This window comes from Actinophytocola sp. (genome assembly GCF_036002505.1).
Taxonomy (GTDB): Bacteria; Actinomycetota; Actinomycetes; order Mycobacteriales; family Pseudonocardiaceae; genus DASYTH01.
Map to the genome: position 1 here is coordinate 1 of NZ_DASYTH010000064.1, position 14526 is coordinate 14526.

General features: G+C 70.6%; 16 protein-coding genes. 11 read left to right on the top strand and 5 right to left on the bottom strand.

Translation table 11 applies throughout. The features are described 5' to 3' along the window. From VGR06_RS04870 to VGR06_RS04895, 6 genes are all read left to right on the top strand, one after another. Positions 1–293, top strand: a 293-nt coding sequence (locus tag VGR06_RS04870; protein ID WP_327557736.1) for a hypothetical protein, incomplete at its 5' end; no start/stop codon positions are given. Positions 294–1087: 794 nt separating this feature from the next. After that, complete coding sequence (locus VGR06_RS04875) at positions 1088–1582, top strand: hypothetical protein (RefSeq protein ID WP_327557737.1); 495 nt, start codon at positions 1088–1090, stop codon at positions 1580–1582. Positions 1583–1847: 265 nt separating this feature from the next. Then, positions 1848–2324, top strand: a complete 477-nt coding sequence (locus tag VGR06_RS04880; protein ID WP_327557738.1) for a VOC family protein — start codon at positions 1848–1850, stop codon at positions 2322–2324. 21 nt (positions 2325–2345) lie between these two features. Beyond that, complete coding sequence (locus tag VGR06_RS04885) at positions 2346–2687, top strand: YciI family protein (RefSeq protein ID WP_327557739.1); 342 nt, start codon at positions 2346–2348, stop codon at positions 2685–2687. 5 nt (positions 2688–2692) lie between these two features. After that, complete coding sequence (locus tag VGR06_RS04890) at positions 2693–3886, top strand: RNA polymerase sigma factor (RefSeq protein WP_327557740.1); 1194 nt, start codon at positions 2693–2695, stop codon at positions 3884–3886. Positions 3887–3947: 61 nt separating this feature from the next. After that, positions 3948–5639 (top strand): MFS transporter, encoded by a 1692-nt coding sequence (locus VGR06_RS04895; RefSeq protein WP_327557741.1) that lies wholly within the window; start codon positions 3948–3950, stop codon positions 5637–5639. A 58-nt stretch (positions 5640–5697) separates the two neighbouring features. On the opposite strand, the gene VGR06_RS04900 is transcribed toward VGR06_RS04895, so the two are convergent. Genes VGR06_RS04900 through VGR06_RS04910 form a run of 3 tightly spaced genes read right to left on the bottom strand, consistent with a single transcriptional unit; the run spans position 5698 to position 9499 of the window. Further along, a complete protein-coding gene (locus VGR06_RS04900; protein ID WP_327557742.1) occupies positions 5698–6876 on the bottom strand; it encodes a cysteine desulfurase family protein in 1179 nt (392 codons plus the stop codon). Continuing rightward, on the bottom strand, positions 6876–8150 hold the full coding sequence (locus tag VGR06_RS04905) for an MFS transporter (RefSeq protein ID WP_327557743.1): 1275 nt from the start codon (positions 8148–8150) through the stop codon (positions 6876–6878). The genes VGR06_RS04900 and VGR06_RS04905 overlap by 1 nt, the downstream gene beginning before the upstream one ends. Then, positions 8147–9499: an MBL fold metallo-hydrolase gene (locus tag VGR06_RS04910; RefSeq protein WP_327557744.1), complete on the bottom strand. Its 1353-nt coding sequence runs from the start codon at positions 9497–9499 to the stop codon at positions 8147–8149. The genes VGR06_RS04905 and VGR06_RS04910 overlap by 4 nt, the downstream gene beginning before the upstream one ends. Positions 9500–9560: 61 nt before the next feature. Between VGR06_RS04910 and VGR06_RS04915 the strand changes: the two genes are divergently transcribed. Next, positions 9561–10223: a metalloregulator ArsR/SmtB family transcription factor gene (locus tag VGR06_RS04915; protein ID WP_327557745.1), complete on the top strand. Its 663-nt coding sequence runs from the start codon at positions 9561–9563 to the stop codon at positions 10221–10223. A gap of 31 nt (positions 10224–10254) precedes the next feature. After that, positions 10255–10371 carry a VOC family protein gene (locus tag VGR06_RS04920; RefSeq protein WP_327557746.1) on the top strand — a complete coding sequence of 39 codons (117 nt, stop codon included), beginning with the start codon at positions 10255–10257 and terminating at the stop codon, positions 10369–10371. Between the two features lie 270 nt (positions 10372–10641). Here VGR06_RS04920 and VGR06_RS04925 read toward each other — a convergent pair whose 3' ends face one another. Next, complete coding sequence (locus VGR06_RS04925; RefSeq protein ID WP_327557747.1) at positions 10642–11274, bottom strand: class I SAM-dependent methyltransferase; 633 nt, start codon at positions 11272–11274, stop codon at positions 10642–10644. Beyond that, complete coding sequence (locus tag VGR06_RS04930) at positions 11246–11899, bottom strand: TetR/AcrR family transcriptional regulator (RefSeq protein ID WP_327557748.1); 654 nt, start codon at positions 11897–11899, stop codon at positions 11246–11248. The genes VGR06_RS04925 and VGR06_RS04930 overlap by 29 nt, the downstream gene beginning before the upstream one ends. 85 nt (positions 11900–11984) lie before the next feature. Between VGR06_RS04930 and VGR06_RS04935 the strand changes: the two genes are divergently transcribed. The 3 genes from VGR06_RS04935 to VGR06_RS04945 all read left to right on the top strand — a co-directional run. Further along, the gene (locus VGR06_RS04935; protein ID WP_327557749.1) at positions 11985–12965 is read left to right on the top strand and encodes an ATP-binding cassette domain-containing protein; all 981 of its coding nucleotides are present in this window, start codon (positions 11985–11987) and stop codon (positions 12963–12965) included. Positions 12966–12974: 9 nt separating this feature from the next. Beyond that, on the top strand, positions 12975–13805 hold the full coding sequence (locus tag VGR06_RS04940) for an ABC transporter permease (RefSeq protein WP_327557750.1): 831 nt from the start codon (positions 12975–12977) through the stop codon (positions 13803–13805). 29 nt (positions 13806–13834) lie between these two features. Beyond that, a partial coding sequence (locus tag VGR06_RS04945; RefSeq protein WP_327557751.1) for a class I SAM-dependent methyltransferase occupies positions 13835–14526 on the top strand: 692 nt, incomplete at its 3' end.

Genomic DNA, 14526 nt, shown 5'->3' on the forward strand with positions numbered 1-14526 from the left:
TCGCCCTCGATCACCGGCAGTCGTGCAGCATCCGCTCTCCCTCCACCCTCGGCTTCCGGAAGTTCTTCCTCACCGGAGGGACGAAAACGCGAAGGCTGGGGGTCCCGGCGTGTCGCGTGAGCCTCATCGTCGAGGCCCGCGAGGGCCGGATCAAGCGAGTGCGGTACCGCCGCAGCCGGGCGATGGCTCCGACCGTCGATGGCACCGCAGAGGAAGGCACGGGCAGGATCGGCCGCGACCGCGCCGACGCGTGCAAGTCCCGCAACGCTGGGATGCAGGAAGGCGACGCGTGAGTAGGTGCGAAACAGTTTCTGGTTCGATCCGTGAGAACCGGAGCGGCTGGTCTTTCCTGACATATCAGTTAGCAGACTTTGCTGTTGATGGTCCTGTGGGACCACAATGCTCGACGTGGGCGGCCGCCACCGCCCACAAACCGGCATGACGGACGAAATGGATGGTCGATCCCCGGACAAGGGCGAACGTGACCGCCTTCCGGAAGTCCGGCGGGTCGTCCGCTCCGGATCGCCGTGGTGGTGGCGTCCCTGCCTCGTCGTTGCCCCGAGCCCCCTCGGCACCGACGGGGCCAGCCACCACCACGGCCCTTTCCATGCAACAAGAGCTATGCGCAGCACGTGGACCATCGCATTGCAGTCAACCGAGGCGGTCCCTGCGCTCGCCTGCATCGCCGGCCCGCGCGGTTCACCGCGCGCACAGCGGAACCCTGCAGCATTGGGCGCGAGCTGCGACGACGTTGACGTGTTGACGGCGCTGCTGTCCGCTGGCGCGGACATCGAACAGACGGTGGTGGCATCGGCGACGGCGCCCGCTGGCCGACGCGTCGCGTTCGGGCCGTGGCACGCCGCTGACGACTCATCGAACGCGGCGCCGCGCGGCCGCGGTTGTGGGGGGCCGGGGGAAATGATCTGGCAGCCCGGCATGGCCGTGCTGGCCGTGCCACGTCGGGCCGCTCCGGACGCCCGGCCAAACGGGCGGCGCGTCCGCGAAAGGATCCGCCAGACGGGTGTATCCGTCTCGGATACCGGGAACTAGCAGCACAAACACGCCGGATCGAGGAGGTGGTCCCACGGTGGCCCGAAACGGAATCCGGCGCCGCCGGCGGCCAGCGATCAACCACACCGGACCGCATGGCACCTTCGCAGCGGAGCCGGACGTCGGCCAGTCCGATCCCGCCTCCCCGCCCTGGGCGTGGGACCAGGAACCGGTCACCGCCGACCTGACAACCCCGCCGCGATGGACGCACGTGAGCGCGTGGGCGACGATCGGCTTGATCACCGGGCTCGTCGCGGTAGCCGCCTCCCTGACCGGCCTGCTGGCACCTGAGGGCATCGCGCTCGGCGTCGTCAGCATGCTGATCTGCCTGATCGGTTGGAGATCCGTCCGCCGGCCCCACGTGACCGGGCACAGCCTGGTACTGATCGGACTCCTCAGCGCCATGGCGGCGATAGTGATCGGGTTGCTGGCCATCACCGGTGACTTCGCCTGGCCCAGCAGCGACACCAACGAGATCGACCGGCTCCACACCTGGCTGGACGCGCATTTGTCGTGGCTCGAGCGCTGGTAGCCAAGGCACAGCAGGTTTCGTGGACTTATGCCTGTCCGGCAGTGGTAGATCTGAAGTTTGCTGGTAAGCGCCGGATGTCCGGTTTCCTTTGGAGTGGCGTGCGTCAGACGTCACCTGTTCGAAGATCCTCCGCGGTTGTCGTGTCGGGCGCTGCGCCGATCGTCTTAATAGCAGAAGCGACCGCGAGGCTGCCCGGGTTCGTTGGGCGCTCGCCCAGCGGGACATGACGCAACAATGCACACATACCACCAAGGAGGAAGATCGGATGACACCGAAATCGAGGCCCAACCCGATCCCGGACACCTACCGCCGCGTCACGCCATGCCTAGTTGTTCAGGGCGGCGCGAAGGCTCTCGAGTTCTACGCCGCGGTGTTTGGAGCGACCGAGCGCTCGCGTTTCCCGGGCCCAGGCGGGACCGTCGCTCATGCTGAGATCGAGATCGGGGACTCGGTCGTCATTGTCGAGGATGAGAACCCGCAGCGGGGGACCACGGCGCCGCCGCCCGGTGGGCTGGCCGGCTCCCCGGTCTTCCAATTCATCTACGTCGAGGACGTGGACGCCGTCATGGCGCGGGCCGTGGAGCTGGGTGCGATGCTGCAGCGCGCCCCCGAGGACCAGTTCTACGGCGAACGGGACGGCACCATTCTCGATCCGTTCGGGCATGTCTGGACGGTCGCGACGCATGTGGAGGACGTGGCGCCGGAGGAGATGATGCGACGGATGGCCGCGCTCTACCAATAAGCTCACCTGAAGGGTTGACCCATGAAGTATGTGCTGTTGTTCGTCGACACCGAGCAGTTCGCCAGCGACCTGGAGGCCATGGGTCCGGCCGAGCGTGAGCGGGCGTACGGGCGGGTCACCGAGTGGATGGCCACCCATGCGGACAAGATGGGCGGTGGCAGCAAGCTGCAGTCACCGGAGACCGCGACGACGGTGCGGCTCGACCGCGGTGAGCCGGTCATCACCGACGGACCGTTCGTGGAGGGCAAGGAAGTGGTCAGCGGCTACGCCGAGATCGAGGTCGCGGATCTGGACGAGGCGCTGCGCATGGTCAAGACCTGGCCGGGCTGCCCGATCGTCGAGATCCGCCCGCTTGAGTCCTGAGCCCGGTGACTGAGGCCTCGCATGCCCAGCTGGCCCGCGTGGTTCGAGAACACGCGGGCCAGCTGGCCGCCTCGCTGATGCACGTGACGGGCGACTTCGCCACCGCGGAGGATCTGGTTCAGGATGCGGTGCTGGCGGCGCTGGAGCACTGGCGGGTGGAAGGGATCCCCGAGCGGCCGGATGGGTGGCTGTTCACGGTAGCCCGGCGCCGAGGCCTGGACAGGTTGCGACGTGAGGACAACTACCGCGCCAAGCTGGCGCAGCTGCAGTGGCCGGTCCAGCCCGACCCGGATGAGCGGCTGCGGCTGATCTTCACGTGCTGCCACCCGGCGCTGCCCCGGCCGGCGCAGGTCGCGCTGACCCTGCGGGTGGTGTGCGGTCTGACAACCGCCCAGATCGCCCGCGCGTTCCTCGAGCGTGAGACAACCGTGGCGCGGCGGATCACCCGCGCCAAACGGAAGATCACCGACGCGGGAATTCCGTACCGGATTCCCGACGATGACGAGCTGGGCGCGCGCCTGAGCGAGGTCCTCACGGTGATCTATCTGCTTTTCAATGAGGGCTACCTGTCCACGGCGGAGCGCGCGCATTCCCGCGACCTCGTCGACGACGCCGAGTGGCTGGCCAGCCTGCTTCACCAGCTCATGCCCACCGAGCCGGAGGTGGCCGGCCTGCTGGCGTTGATCCGGCTGCACCGCGCCCGCGCGGCCACCCGCTTCGACGCCGACGGCGGGCTGGTCTTGCTGCAGGACCAGGACCGGTCGCGGTGGGACCGGGAAACGATCGTGGAGGCGGCCCGGCTGTTGACTCACGCCGCGCGGCACCAGCGCCCCGGCCAGTACCAGCTGCAGGCCGCGATCTTGGCCTGTCACGCCGAGGCCGAGCGCTGGCAGGACACCGACTGGGAACAGATCGTGCTGCTGTACGACATGCTGCTGCACCTGGCACCGTCTCCGGTCACCCGTCTGCACCGGGCCATCGCCCTGCGCTACACCGCGGGCCCGCAGGAGGCCATGAACGAGCTGGACACCCTCGCCGGCGTGTTGGATGGCTACCACCTCTTCCACGCCACCCGCGCGGAGTTGCTGCGCCAGCTCGGCCATCCCGATCAGGCCCGAGCCGCCGACCGCCGCGCCCTCGAGCTGACTGCCAACCCGGCCGAACAGGCCGTTCTCAAGCAGCGTATTTCCTGGACCTAGCCCCACGGCATCTGCACTGTGCAGGTGTCGTATCGGGAAGTTCGCCGATCGTCTCACTGGTATGGGGCGCAAGTGGTGGACGCTGATCGCGGTCTCGGTCGCGACCTTCATGCTGCTGCTCGACATCACGGTCGTCAACGTGGGGCTGCCGTCGATCCGCGAAGATCTCGGTGCCAGCTTCACCGACCTGCAATGGGTCGTCGACGCGTACGCCCTGTCGCTTGCCGCCCTGGTCCTGTCGGCGGGGTCTCTCGCCGACCGGTTGGGGCGTCGTCGGGTGTTCGCCGCCGGGCTGGGCATCTTCTCCGCGGCATCGCTGCTGTGTGCGCTGGCACCGGATCCGGTGTTCCTGAACCTCTCGCGCGCCCTGCAGGGGGTGGGTGGCGCGGCGATGTTCGCCGTCTCCCTCGCCTTGATCGCGCACGAGTTCCCGGCGGGCCGTGAGCGCGGCGCGGCCATGGGCGTGTACGGCGCCACGATCGGCGGCGCCGTGGCGATCGGCCCGCTCGTCGGAGGAATGCTCACCGACTCCCTCGGCTGGGAGTCGATCTTCTACCTGAACGTGCCCGTCGGGCTCGCGGCGATCGTCGTGACCTCCACGAAGCTGCGCGAGAGCCGCGACCCGAACGTGACGCGCCTTGACTGGATGGGCGTGGCGACTTTCAGCGGCGCGCTTTTCATGCTGGTGCTCGCGCTGCTGCGCGGCAACGACGAAGGCTGGGGCAGCGGCCTGATCGTGTCACTGTTCGCGGGCGCCGCGGCCCTCCTCGCGGCGTTCATCGCCATCGAGCACCGCGTCAGCCAACCCATGCTGCCGCTGGGCCTGTTCAGAAAGCCGGCGTTCATCGGGGTGCAGGTCGCCGCGTTCGCGATCTCCTGTGCGATGCTTGCCCAGTTTCTCTATCTGACCCTCTACCTGCAGAACTACCTCGGTCACACGCCGTTCGAGTCCGGCTTGCGCTACCTGCCGATCACCGTGGCCGCCTTCGTCTTCGCACCGCTCGCCGGCTTGCTCCTATCGCGCCTTCCCGCGCGGGTGATGATCAGCGCCGGGTTGGCTGCCGCAGGCGCCGGCCTGCTGCTCATGTCCGGCATCACCCCGACCTCCGACTGGACGACCCTGCTCGGCGGGTTCCTCGTCGCCGGAGCTGGCATCGGACTGCTCAACCCCACGATCGCGGACGTGGCGGTCGGCGTCGTTCCCGAGCAGCAGAGCGGAATGGCAAGCGGCATCAATGACACCTTCCGCCAGGTCGGGATCGCCGTGGGGATCGCCGCCTGGGGAGCCGTCCTCATCGACCGGGGAGTCGGCAAGGTCAGCGAGCTGACCGCGGGAACATCCGCCGCGACGGGCGACTACCCACGCGAGCTCGTCGAAGCCGCCTCCTCCGGCAACCTGGACCGGGCCATCGCGGCGGTCCCGTCACCGGCCCACGAACTGGTCGCAGACGCGGCCAGCCAGGGCTTCCTGACCGGCCTCAACGACATCCTGGTACTGGGCGCCGTACTCAGCTTCGCCGGCGCCCTCCTCGCGCTGTGGCTCATTCGGGAGCGCGAAATCCAGCGCGATGAGTCGGGGCGGGGGCTGAATTCCGCGGACGAGGCGGCCGCGCACGCAACCATTGAGCGCCCGCCCGACTCCAGCGACGCCGACGCTGTTGACGCCGACCTGGTCCACGTCTGGACCACAGCCCTCGCCACCTACCCGAGGGCGGCCGAACCAGGAGCCGCCGACGGCTCGCGTCAGAGCTGAGTCCTTGGGGCCAGTCGCCGGCGGGTGGGTGCGTCGGGGCGGACGACGCAGCGGACGTTCAGATGGCGGCGCGGCTGCCTAGACGGCGAGCCGCCTCGGTGAGGTGGATCGCGGCTCGGTCGATGTCCTGGTCGCTGGTCCAGCGCCCGACGGACAGCCGGATGGCTGCCAGGGCACGGTCGCGGTCGAGGCCCATCGCGGCAAGGACAGGTGAGGGATCGGTGGTTCCGGCGTGGCAGGCCGAGCCGGTGGAGGCGGCGGCGTCGGGGACGGCGGCGAGCAGTTCGTCGCCGCGGGCTCCGCTGATGCTGATGTTGAGGGTGTTGGGCAGCCGTCGTTCGGGATGGCCGTTGAGAACGACCCGGCCAGGTAGGGCGTGGGTCAGTGTTCGGTGCAGCCGGTCGCGTCGTGCTTGCAGCCGCTGAGGTCCGCCGTCGGCGAGGTCGGCGCGGGCGAGCTCGGCGGCAGCGCCCAGGGCTACGGTGAGCGCGACGTTCTCGGTGCCAGCCCGGATCCCGTGTTCCTGTCCGCCGCCGTAGATGACGGGCTCCAGGGCGAGGCCGGGGCGCACGTAGAGGGCGGCGATGCCCTTCGGGGCGTACATCTTGTGGCCGACGACGGTGAGCAGGTCGACGCCGAGCGCGGCGACGTCGACGGGGATCTTTCCCGCGGCTTGGGCGGCGTCGGTGTGGAACGGGAGGCCGTGGCCGTGCGCGATGCGGGCGAGGTCGGCGATGGGTTGGATGGTGCCGGTCTCGTTGTTCGCCAACATGATCGACACCAGGACGGTGTGCGGGGTGATCGCGGCGGCCAGGTCGCGGGGGTCTACGAGGCCGTGCCGGTCGACGGGCAGGACGGTGACGTCCACGCCGTGGAGCCGCTGCAGGGCCCGGCAGGTGGCCAGGACGGCGGGGTGCTCTGTGACCTGGGTGATCACATGTGCGCGGTGGGTCGGGTTGGCCAGGACGGTGCCCCGGATGGCGAGGTTGTTGGCTTCGGATCCGGAGCCGGTGAATACGATCCCATCGGCGGTGGTGCCGATGAGCGTGGCGACCTGCTCTCGCGCGATGCGTATCGCTTGGGCGGGTGCGGCGGCGTAGCGATGACCGCTGGAGGGGTTGCCGAACTGGGTGGCCAGGTACGGCTGGGCCGCGGCGGCCACCAGCGGGTCGACGGGGGTGGTGGCGTTGTAGTCGAGGTAGACCGGTCCGTTCGCCAGCCCCGGGTGGATGTCCATCATTCCTCCGTCGATGCGGGCGCGGCCTGCGCGCCGGGGTGGTGGGTTTCGTACATGCGGACGGCGACGACCAGCCCGGAGGCGGCGGTGATGGCGGCGACGAGCCAGATCGCGGCGCGTAGGCCGAGCAGGTCGGCGGTGATGCCGGCGACGAGCGCGCCGATGGCGTAGCCGCTGTCGCGCCAGAGCCGGTAGACGCCGACGGCGCGGGCGCGCCAGGTGGGGTGGGCGACGTCGCCGATGACGGCGAGCAGGGTGGGGTAGACCATGGCGGTGCCGGCGCCCATGAGGACGGCGCCGAAGGCCCAGGTGGTGAAGCCGGTGCCGGCGGCGACCAGGGCGATCCCGGCGGCCTGGGTGAGCATGCCGGCGGCGATGAGCCATTTGCGGCCCCACCGGTCGGACAGGGCGCCGGTGAGGGTCTGGCCGAGGCCCCAGACGGCCGGATAGATGGCGGCGAGCACGCCGATGCGTGCCACACCGAGGCCGCTGGTGGCGAACAAGATGGGGTAGAGGCCCCAGGCGAGGCCATCGTTGAGGTTGTTGACCATGCCGGCCTGGCTGGCCGCCGAGAGCGCCTTCTCGCGGATGCTGGTGAGTGTGAGGATCTGCCGGTCGGTCAGGTCCGCGTCGGCACGGGTGTATCCGCTGGCCTCGTGCCGGGCGTGGTGGTGGGTTTCACGGACGGCCAGTGTGGACAGTCCGAGTCCGAGGGCGGCGACGGCGAGGCCGAGCAGGAAGGGTGCGGGTCGCAGGCCGTGTTCGGCTGCCAGCCAGCCGGTGGCGAGGGCGGTGGCCGCGACGGCGGTGTAGCCGGCGGCCTCGTTCAGGCCCATGGCCAGGCCGCGCCGGGCGGGACCGACGAGGTCGATCTTCATGACGATGGTGGTGGACCAGGTCATGCCCTGGTTGATGCCGAGCAGGATGTTGGCGGCGATGACCCAACCCCAGTTGGGTGCCCAGATGAGCAGCAGCGGAACGGGTGCGCCGATGAGCCAGCCTGCGACCAGGATGGGTTTACGCCCGTACCGATCGGACAGGGCGCCCGCGGCGAGGTTGGTCAGCGCCTTGGTGAGGCCGAACGCGACGATGAAGGTCAGCGCGGCGGTGTAGGCGCTCAGGTCGAATACCTGGTCGGCCAGCAGCGGTAGGACGGTGCGTTCCTGGCCGATCATGGCGCCGACGAGGCCGTTGACCGCGACGAGCAGGGTGAACTGGGCCAGGTTGGCGCGCAGCCCGAGCCGCAGCGGGGCGGTGGCGGCTGGGCGGCTCATCCGGTGTGCAAGGGCCGGCCGGTCGCTTCGGACCAGTCTTCGGCGCCGCCGGCCACGATCGACAGGTCGGTGCGGCCGGCGCGTTCGAGGAGGCTGGCGGCGGTGGCGGCGCGCTCGCCGTGCCCGCACATGACCGTCGCCGGCCCGGCCGGCACGTCGTCGGTGCGGCCCGCAAGCGAGCCGAGCTCGATCAGGTGGGCGCCGGGTAGGTGCCCGGTGGCGTGTTCGGTTGCCTGGCGGACGTCGACCACGTTGCGGGTGTCCACATCGGCCGGTGACGCTACGGCGGTGGCGCGCAGCTGCCCGCCTGCCGCGACCCAGCCGGCGACTCCGCCCGCGAGCTCGCCGATCAGGTTGGCGTAGCCGATGTTGAGTGCCGGCCAGAGGATGTCGGCCGGGTCCTGGTCGGGGTTGCGCACGACGACGATCGGGACGTCGGCGGGCAGGAGCCAGCCCAGCCAGGTGGCGAACTGCGGGCGCAGGTGGACGGACACCGAGCCGGTGACATGCCCGGCGGCGTAGTCGCGCACCGGCCGCACGTCGACCAGGTTGGCGCCATCGGCGAGCAGGCGCCGAACCTGCGAGGCGTCCAGCAGGGGCAGCCGCGGCGGCGTGCGGATGAGGTCGGGGCCGCGCCGGTTCACCTCGGCCAGCCGGTCGAAGTACGCCGGATAGCTGCCCAGGCTGGCGAGCAACACGCGTACGAAGGTGTCCTCGTCGGGTGCGGTCAGCAGCGCGTTGCCCGCCCGCTCGGCTGCGATCGTGCTGGTGCGGGCGGCGCCGGGGGGAGCGGAGCAGAACGACCCGGCGCCGTGGGTCGGCCACACGGCGGTCTCGTCCGGCAGGGTGGCCAGCCGGCGCAACGACCGGTACTGCGCGCGGGCCAGGGCATCGGTCCGGTCGGCGCCGACCAGGTCGGTGCGGGCCGCGGCGCCTACGATCAGCGAGCCGCCGGTGAACACGCCGACCTCGGTCGTGCCGTCCAGGATCAGGTAGGACATGTGCTCCGGCGTGTGTCCGGGGGTGGCGATCGCGTGGAGGGTCAACCCGCCCAGGTCGACCTCGTCGCCGTCACCCACGCCGCGGTGTGGAAACTCCCGCCCGCCGGCGGCGGAGGCCAGGATCCGGGTGCCGTGGTCCGCGGCCAGCTGCCGGGCGCCGGACAGGAAATCGGCGTGCAGGTGCGTCTCCGCGGCGTATGCAATGCGCAGACCTCGGCGGTCGGCGGCCCGGCGCGCCGCGCGCAGGTCGAGGGACGGATCGACCGCGAGGGCTCGGCCATCGCCGAGGTCCAGCAGGTACGCGGAGTTGCCCAGACCCTCATCGACCAGCGGAATCAGCTGATCCATCGGCCCCCTCCTGTCGTGTCTTCCTCTGATACTATTCCATGGAACTTTGGAGGAGTACCGGATGGGTGACACCGCTCGCAAGGCGAGGCTGTTCGAGCAGCTGGCTCGGGTCGGCAAGGCCCTGGGCCATGGGAAGCGGCTGGAGCTGCTGGACCTGCTGGCGCAGGCCGAGCGCCCGGTCGACGCGCTCGCCACCGCATCGGGGTTGAACCTGACCACCGCGTCGGCCCACCTGCAGACCCTCAAGCAGGCCGGCCTGGTGGCTACCCGCCGCGAGGGAACCCGCATCTTCTACCGGCTGGCCGGCGAGGACGTGGCGGACCTGGTCGTCCGCGCCCGGGCCGTCGCGGCCGCGCACCTGCCGGACGTGGCCGCGGCCCGCGAGGCCTACTTCGGCGGCGCCGACGGTGTCGAGTCGATCGGGCGTGACGAGCTGCTCCGCCGGGTCACCGCCGGCGAGGTCACCGTGCTGGATGTCCGGCCGGCCGACGAGTACGCGGCCCTTCACCTGCCCGGCGCGGTCAACATCCCGATCGACCAACTCGCCGGCCGGCTCGACGAGCTGCCGTCGGACACCGAGGTGGTGGCCTACTGCCGCGGCCCGTACTGCATGTTCGCCCACGAGGCGGTCCGGCTGCTTGGCGCGCGTGGCCGCCGGGCGCGCCGGTTGGACGACGGCGTCATCGAATGGCGGCTGGCCGGACAGGCGCTCGCCGCAGCCTGACCGCAATGGACCACGGGGGAGGAACCGGATCGTGAGCCCGGCCATGAATGCGATCGGCATCGTGGTGTCCGACATGGACGCCGCGATTGCCTTCTACGCCGAGCTCGGCCTGGACCTCACGTCGACGCCCGGAGATCACCTAAGTTGAGGCTGGCCACCGAGACGTCCTGTCCACGTAGACGCCGGGCAGGGAATGCCACGCGGCAGGCTGCCAGTCTGTCTCGCCTTCCAGTTCCCGACCCTGGCCGAGGTGGATGCCACCTTCGCCGAACTGACCACGGCCGGCTACCGCGGGCTGCGCGCGCCGTGGGACGCATTCTGGGCGCCTGGTACGCCACCGTGCTCGACCGGGACGGCAACGGCATCGACCTGTGGCGTACCGGCCGGCTGACCCAGGTGGGGGCCCACCCTGCCGCTGTCACGGCGATGGCTTGCGGGCGTGCAGCCGTTCGACGGTGCCCAGCTTGAGTTGCTGCGATTCGACGATCTGCAGGCCGGCGGCGGCGAGCATGGGTGCCGGCCGGCGGGTCTGGTACTCCCCGGCAGTGCGCACGGTGAGCACGTCGATCAGCCGCTGCACGGCCCAGACCGGCCACCAGCGGCTGCCGATGTGGTCGAGCAGCAGCAGCCGGCCACCCGGCCGCAGGACCCGGGCCATCTCCGCGATCGCCCTGGCGTGGTCGGGGATCGTGCACAGCGACAAGGTGCACACCACGGTGTCGAAGCTGCCATCGGCGAACGGTAGATCCTCGGCGTCCGCCTCCCGCAACTCAACCTCGCGCCCGAGTTCGGCCGCGCGGGTGCGCGCGATGTCCAGCATCGCCGGGCTCAGCTCGACGCCCGTGACCGTCACCTCCGCCGGGTAGAAGGGCAGGTTGCGTCCGGTGCCAACCGCCACCTCCAGCACCTCGCCGGTGGCGCGCGAGCACACCCACTCCCGCCCGCCGCCGAACTGCACCTTCTCGAAGAACCTGATGTCCCGGTCGTAGCGGGGAGCCATCGCCTCCCACACTCGTCGGGCCTTAACCGTCGGATCCTCTGTCGTCGTCACGATTTCCTCCCCAATCGGCTGGCAATGGCAGGCGGTCCGCGCTCTTCTGGGCCGCGGCGCCGATGACGCCGCCGATCGCCTGCCGGACCCGGTCGGCCGCGTCGGCCGGGTCGGGCCCGCCGGCGTCCAGCCAGGCGGTGATGGCCTCGATCGCCACCACCGGGGTCAGCTGGGCCGCCCAGCGCGCCCACCGCTGATCCGGCACCATGGCCTGGATCTGCAGGTACGCGATGTTGGTGATCTCCTCGCGGAACTGGTCGGCCTGGGCCTGGAACTCCGGTTCCCGCGCGGCATGGTGAAACAACAGCCGGAAGCCGGCCGGCTCCGCCGCTGCAGCGGCCATCAGCCCGTCGATGCTCGCCCCGGTGAACCCGCCCACCGGCTCAGCCACGTGGGTGGACAACAGGCCGCAGAACCGGTCGAGCACCGCCTGGTACAGGTCCGTCTTCGACTCGAAGTGCCGGTACAGGATCACCTTGGTCACCCCGGCCTCGGCGGCGATGTCGTCCAGGCTGGTCGAGGCGAACCCCGTCCGGGCAAACGCCGTGGTCGCCGCGGCCAGGATCTGCTCACGCCGCTGCACCCGCGGCAGCCGCCGCACCTTCGTCTGCGTTCGCGCCGGCATCCAACCCCCCATCGCACTTGTTGACTCCGGAGTATACAACGGCTTATGTTTACTGCAAAGGATACAAACGAGCCGGCGTGAGGCGGTGGCTGCGGTGGGGGACCCGATCATCAGGGTCGAGGGCGCGGTGAAGGTGTTCCGCGGCGGCGTGCGTGCCCTGGACGGGCTAGACCTGACCGTCGAGCCGGGCATCGTCTACGGGCTCCTTGGTCCCAACGGGGCGGGCAAGACGACACTGATCCGGATCCTGGCCACCCTGCTGCGGCCCGACGCCGGCGTCGTGCGGGTCGCCGGCATCGACGTGCGGCGCGACCCGGACACGGTGCGGACCTGCATCGGCCTGGCCGGCCAATACGCCGCGGTCGACGATCACCTCACCGGCCGGGAGAACGTCGAGATGGTCGGCCGCCTTTACGGGCTGTCGCGCCGCGACGCCCGCCGCCGCGCCGCTGAGACGTTGGCGCGTATCCAGCTCGACGGCGCCGCCGACCGCCAGGTCAAGACGTACTCCGGCGGGATGCGCCGGCGCATCGACCTGGCCGCCTCGCTCGCCGGCCGCCCGCAGGTGCTGTTCCTCGACGAACCCACCACCGGCGTCGATCCGGCCAGCCGCCGCGACCTGTGGGACGTGATCCAGGACCTGGTCGGCGACGGCACCACCGTGGTGCTGACCACCCAGTACCTCGAGGAGGCCGACCGGCTCGCGCACCGCATCGGCGTCATCGACCGCGGCCGGCTGGTCAGCGAGGGCACGCCGGAACAGCTCAAGGACCGCACTGGCGACGCCGTCCTGCGACTGTCCATTCCGGACGCTCAGCTGGCGACGGCCAACACTGTCCTGCAAGCACTCGGCCCGCAGCCATCCGGACACGACCGGCAACGGGGCACGCTGATCCTGCATGCCACCGACGGCGTCGCCACCCTCAGGGAGGCGTTGCGCCGCCTCGACGCGGCTGACGTCATCCCCACCGACGTCGGTCTGCACAAGCCGACACTCGACGACGTATTCCTGGCCCTGACCCGTCACCGCACCGCCGACGATACCCAACACTCCGCGGCCGTGTGAGGAGCAACCGTGAGCATCCCCGTCACCGCCACACCGCGGCGCCTCGGCCGCGCCGTCGCGCACACCGGTGTCATCACCCGACGCAACCTGCTCGGCAACCTCCGCCGGCCCGATGTGCTGCTGCTGTCGACCATCCAGCCGGTCACGTTCATGCTGATGTTCCTGTACGTCTTCGGCGGCGCCATCGAACAGGCCCTGCCACCGGCCGCGGCGGGCAGCTACGTCAACTGGCTCATTCCCGGGATCCTCGCCCAGTCCGCGGTGTTCGGCGCCACCCCGACCGCGTTCGGGCTCAACCAGGACCGCGCGACCGGCGTGATCGACCGCTTCAGGTCCCTGCCGATGGCCCGCTCCGCCGTGCTGGCCGGCCGTACCCTGGCCGACCTGCTCCGCAGCGCGTTCGTCCTCGCCTTGCAGCTCGGGGCCGGCATCGTGCTCGGATTCCGCTGGCAGACCAGCCTCGTAGGCCTGGCCGCCGCGGTCGGCTTGGCGCTCGCCTTCGGGTACGCCTGCTCCTGGATCACCGCCACCATCGGCCTGGCCGTCAAGAACCCGGAAGCCATCCAGGCCGCCGTCTACATGGTCGTCTTCCCGCTCACCCTGCTCAGCTCGGTGTTCCTGCCCACCCGGACCATGCCTGGCTGGCTGCAGGCCTTCGCCGACCACCAACCCATCACCGCGGCCGCCAACGCGCTACGCGGCCTCACCCTCGGCGAGGGCGCCCTCGCCCCCGGGCAGACCGTCACCGGGCAGACGCTGCTGGCCCTCGGTTGGACGGTGTGCATCATCGCGTTGTTCGCCCCGCTCGCCGTGCGGGTCTACCGTCGCAGCATCAGCTAACCCGACGCCGCGCACAAACGGAGGGCACGGTGACCGACGCTGACACCGCCGCCGACCGGCGCTGGCTTGACGCGACGTGGCCGTTCGTGCGCGAACACCTACCGCCACCACCGGGCCGAGTGCTGGACGTCGGCTGTGGCCCCCTCGGCGGGTTCGTCCCGGCGCTGCGAGCCGACGGGTACGACGCCGAAGGCATCGACCCCGACGCCCCGGACGGCCCGCACTACCATCGGGTCGAGTTCGAGGCGTACGCCACAACGCAGCCGGCCGACGCCATCATCGCCTCCACGTCTCTGCACCACGTCGCGGACCTCGACATCGTGGTAGACCTGATCATCCGGCGCCTCGAGCCCGACGGCGTCCTAGTGGTCGTGGAATGGGCCCGAGAACGGTTCGACGAGGCAACCGCACGGTGGTGCTTCGAGCGGCTCGCCAACGACGAACTCGGCTGGCTGCACCGGCACCGCGACGACTGGCTCACCTCAGGCGATGCCTGGGATGCCTACCTCAACGGCTGGGCGGACAGCGAGGGCCTGTACACCGGTGACGACATCCTGCGCGCGCTCGCCGCGCGACTCGACACCCGGCAGCTCGCCCGCGGACCCTACTTCTTCCCCGACCTCTCCGGCGTCACCGCCGCCGACGAGCAGACCGCCATCGACGCCGGCCACATCCAAGCCAACGGCATCCGATACGTCGGCCGCCCGCTGACCGACACCCA

Excerpts from the sequence above, each read along its gene's own strand:
- VGR06_RS04880 (WP_327557738.1), top strand. The coding sequence starts at position 1,848 with ATGACACCGAAATCGAGGCCCAACCCGATCCCGGACACCTACCGCCGC.
- VGR06_RS04885 (WP_327557739.1), top strand. The coding sequence starts at position 2,346 with ATGAAGTATGTGCTGTTGTTCGTCGACACCGAGCAGTTCGCCAGCGAC.
- VGR06_RS04895 (WP_327557741.1), top strand. The coding sequence starts at position 3,948 with ATGGGGCGCAAGTGGTGGACGCTGATCGCGGTCTCGGTCGCGACCTTC.
- VGR06_RS04900 (WP_327557742.1), bottom strand. The coding sequence starts at position 6,876 with ATGGACATCCACCCGGGGCTGGCGAACGGACCGGTCTACCTCGACTAC.
- VGR06_RS04905 (WP_327557743.1), bottom strand. The coding sequence starts at position 8,150 with ATGAGCCGCCCAGCCGCCACCGCCCCGCTGCGGCTCGGGCTGCGCGCC.
- VGR06_RS04910 (WP_327557744.1), bottom strand. The coding sequence starts at position 9,499 with ATGGATCAGCTGATTCCGCTGGTCGATGAGGGTCTGGGCAACTCCGCG.
- VGR06_RS04915 (WP_327557745.1), top strand. The coding sequence starts at position 9,561 with ATGGGTGACACCGCTCGCAAGGCGAGGCTGTTCGAGCAGCTGGCTCGG.
- VGR06_RS04930 (WP_327557748.1), bottom strand. The coding sequence starts at position 11,899 with ATGCCGGCGCGAACGCAGACGAAGGTGCGGCGGCTGCCGCGGGTGCAG.